The sequence below is a fragment of the Amaricoccus sp. genome, assembly GCF_017993425.1.
Lineage (GTDB): Bacteria > Pseudomonadota > Alphaproteobacteria > Rhodobacterales > Rhodobacteraceae > Amaricoccus.
Genome location: NZ_JAGOMQ010000098.1, coordinates 1 through 2,674, shown reverse-complemented (window position 1 = coordinate 2,674; position 2,674 = coordinate 1). Strand labels below are relative to the sequence as shown.

General features: G+C 73.9%; 2 protein-coding genes. Both read left to right on the top strand.

Translation table 11 applies throughout. From position 1 onward, the window contains the following. Positions 1-216 precede the first annotated feature (216 nt). The gene (locus tag KBB57_RS20065; protein WP_290754185.1) at positions 217-984 is read left to right on the top strand and encodes an enoyl-CoA hydratase/isomerase family protein; all 768 of its coding nucleotides are present in this window, start codon (positions 217-219) and stop codon (positions 982-984) included. A gap of 2 nt (positions 985-986) precedes the next feature. After that, on the top strand, positions 987-2,510 hold the full coding sequence (locus KBB57_RS20060; protein ID WP_290754183.1) for an aldehyde dehydrogenase family protein: 1,524 nt from the start codon (positions 987-989) through the stop codon (positions 2,508-2,510). Positions 2,511-2,674 lie beyond the last annotated feature (164 nt).

Sequence of the window (2,674 nt, the reverse complement as noted above, 5' to 3'; positions counted from 1 at the left end):
ACGGGGGGATGGCGGCGGGGGCCGGACCGGGTCGGCGGCGAGCCGTGCCGGGGAGGCCGGGTCGCGGCGGGCGCGGGACGGAGGGGAGCGGCGGGGCCGGCGGGCCGGCGAGCGGCGCGGCCTCGGGGCGCGCTGCGCGCGTAAAACTTGGGTCATGTGGCTGGAAACGCTTGTGAAATTGAGACGGATTCACCCGGTGGCAAGGAAGGTCAAGCCGTGAGCGGGCTGGTGCTGAGCGTCGACGGGGGCGTGGCGGAGCTGCGGCTCGACAACGAGGAGAAGCTGAACGCGCTGACCGTGCCGATGCTGGAGGCGCTGGATGCGCATTGTGCGGCGCTGGAGCGGAGCCCGGAGGTGCGGGTGGTGATCTTGACCGGGACGGGGCCCAAGGCGTTCTGCGCCGGGGCGGACATCACGGCCTGGGGGCCGATGGCGCCCTTCGACTTCGCGCGGCACTGGGTGCGCGAGGGGCATCGGATCTTCGACCGGCTGGCGCGGCTGGCGAAGCCGACGATCGCGGCGGTGAACGGCCATGCGCTCGGCGGCGGGCTGGAGCTGGCCTCGTGCTGCGACATCCGGGTCATGGCGCCGCGGGCGACGCTGGGGCTGCCGGAGGCGGGGATCGGCATCGTGCCGGGCTGGTCGGGGACGCAGCGCACGGCGCGGCTGCTGCCGGAGCCGGTTGTGCGCGAGATGGCGCTCTTCGGGCGGCGGATCGGCGCGGAGCGGGCGGTGGCGCTCGGCTTCGCGGCGGAGGTGGCCGAGGACGTCGGCATGGCGGCGCGGGCGATCGCGGAGAGGGCGGCCGGCCTGTCGCCGCGGGCGGTCGAGGTGGCGAAGTACATGATCGCCGCCGGCGTCGGCGAGGACCGCGCCGCGCTGATCGAGGCGCTGGGGGCGGGGATGATCTCGGCGAGCGCGGACCGGGCGGAGGGCGTCGGCGCCTTCGTCGAGAAGCGCAAGCCGGAGTTTCCGGGGAGATGACGATGCTCGATCTGACGCTGGTGGCCGGGACCGGGGCGGCGCTCGGGGCGCCCTTCGAGGCGCGGCACCTGATCGACGGGGAATGGCGCGCCAGCGCCGACGGCGCGACCTTCGAGCGGCGCTCGCCGGCGCATGGCGGGGTGGTGGCGCGGGCCGCGAAGGGCGGGGCCGCGGAAGCGTCGGCGGCGATCGCGGCGGCGCGGGCGGCCTTCGACGACGGCCGCTGGTCGGCGCGGTCGGGGAAGGAGCGGGCGGCGCTGCTCCTGCGGGTCGCCGACCTGATCGACCGGGAGCGCGAGCGGATCGCGCGGGTCGAGACGCTGGAGGCGGGCAAGCCGATCGCGCAGGCGCGGGCGGAGATCGAGGGCGCGGCCGACCTGTGGCGCTATGCCGCGGCGCTGGCGCGGACGGTGGCGGGCGAGAGCCACAATGCGCTCGGGCGCGACATGCTGGGCGTGGTGCTGAAGGAGCCGGTCGGCGTCGTCTCGGTGATCTGCCCGTGGAACTTCCCGTTTCTGATCGTGAGCCAGAAGCTGCCCTTCGCGCTGGCGGCGGGCTGCACGGCGGTGGTGAAGCCGTCGGAGATGACGCCCTCGACCACGGTGATTCTCGGCGAGCTGCTGGTCGAGGCCGGGCTGCCGGCGGGGGTGGTCAACATCGTGCTGGGCTACGGGCGGCCGGTGGGGGAGATCCTCGTGACGGATCCGCGGGTCGACATGGTGACGTTCACCGGCTCGACCGCGGTGGGGAAGGGGATCGTCGCCGCGGCGGCGGGGACGCTGAAGAAGGTGTCGCTGGAGCTGGGCGGCAAGAATCCGCAGGTGGTGTTCCCGGACGCCGATCTCGACGCCGCGGTCGATGCGATCGTGTTCGGGGTCTATTTCAACGCGGGCGAGTGCTGCAATTCCGGCTCGCGGATCATCGTCCATACCGACGTGGCCGAGGAGGTCACGGCGCGGGTGGTGGCGCTGTCGCGCAAGGTCGCCTTCGGCGATCCGCTCGACGAGGCGACGCAGGTCGGCGCGATCGTGTCGCCGGAGCATCTGGCGAAGATCGACGGCTACGTGAAGGGCGCCGTGGCGGCAGGGGCGACGGTGCGGCTCGGCGGCGCGCCGCTGGAGGCGCCGGGACTCGCCGGGCAGTTCTACCAGCCGACGGTGCTGGCGGGGGTCACCCCGGACATGGCGGTGGCGCGCGAGGAGGTGTTCGGCCCGGTGCTGTCGGTGCTGACCTTCCGCACCCTCGAGGAGGCGATCGCGCTGGCGAACGCGGCGTCCTACGGGCTGTCGGCGGGGGTGTGGAGCGCGGACGTGCATACCTGCCTCGCCTTCGCGCGGGCGGCCCGGGCCGGGACGGTCTGGACCAACACCTGGATGGATGGCTTCGCGGAGCTGCCCTTCGGGGGCGTGAAGGAGAGCGGGCAGGGGCGGGAGCTCGGGCGCTACGGGCTCGAGGAGTTCCTGGAGGTGAAGACCGTGCAGATGCGGATCGGCCGGACGCGCGCGCCCTGGGTGGCCGTGGCGTGAACGATCCGAAGGACAAATACTGACAACAGCGGAGGGAATGACATGCGGACGATACGGGGCGCGATGCTGGGGGCGGCGGCGCTGGGGCTGTCGGCGGGGATGGCCGTGGCGGCGGACGTCGAGGTGCTGCACTGGTGGACGAGCGGCGGCGAGGCGGCGGCGCT

Bases quoted from the DNA above. Each gene is read 5' to 3' on its own strand.
- KBB57_RS20060 (WP_290754183.1), top strand. From the start codon at position 987: ATGCTCGATCTGACGCTGGTGGCCGGGACCGGGGCGGCGCTCGGGGCG.